The sequence below is a fragment of the Planomonospora algeriensis genome (genome assembly GCF_977012225.1).
The window spans coordinates 1-309 of sequence record NZ_CDRNDK010001146.1; the positions used below are offsets into that span (position 1 = coordinate 1).

1 pseudogene is annotated in these 309 nt (G+C 70.2%); it reads left to right on the forward strand.

The features are described 5' to 3' along the window. A pseudogene (locus ACWJ6R_RS38205) lies at positions 1 to 309 on the forward strand (hypothetical protein); the annotation flags it as partial.

Sequence of the window (309 nt, forward strand, 5' to 3'; positions counted from 1 at the left end):
CCGGCCGCAACGGCGACACCGGCCTGCCCGCCTCCGGCAAGCCCATGCAGAAGGGCCTGGCCGCCTCCCCCTCCTGGCCCCTGATGACCGAGGGCTACGTCCTGTACAAGGGCAGGAAGGCGCCGTTCTTCGTCGGCGACCGCGGCCCCGGCATCCCCTCCAACCGCGGCATCATGCTCGACCTGGACGCCAAGACCTTCGCCGACCTGACCGGCGGCACCTTCAACGCCGACACCCTGGGCGTGGACGGCAACGGCGGCAAGGGCCACATCAAGGTCACCTACGTCATCACCAAGTGGGGCAAGGGCG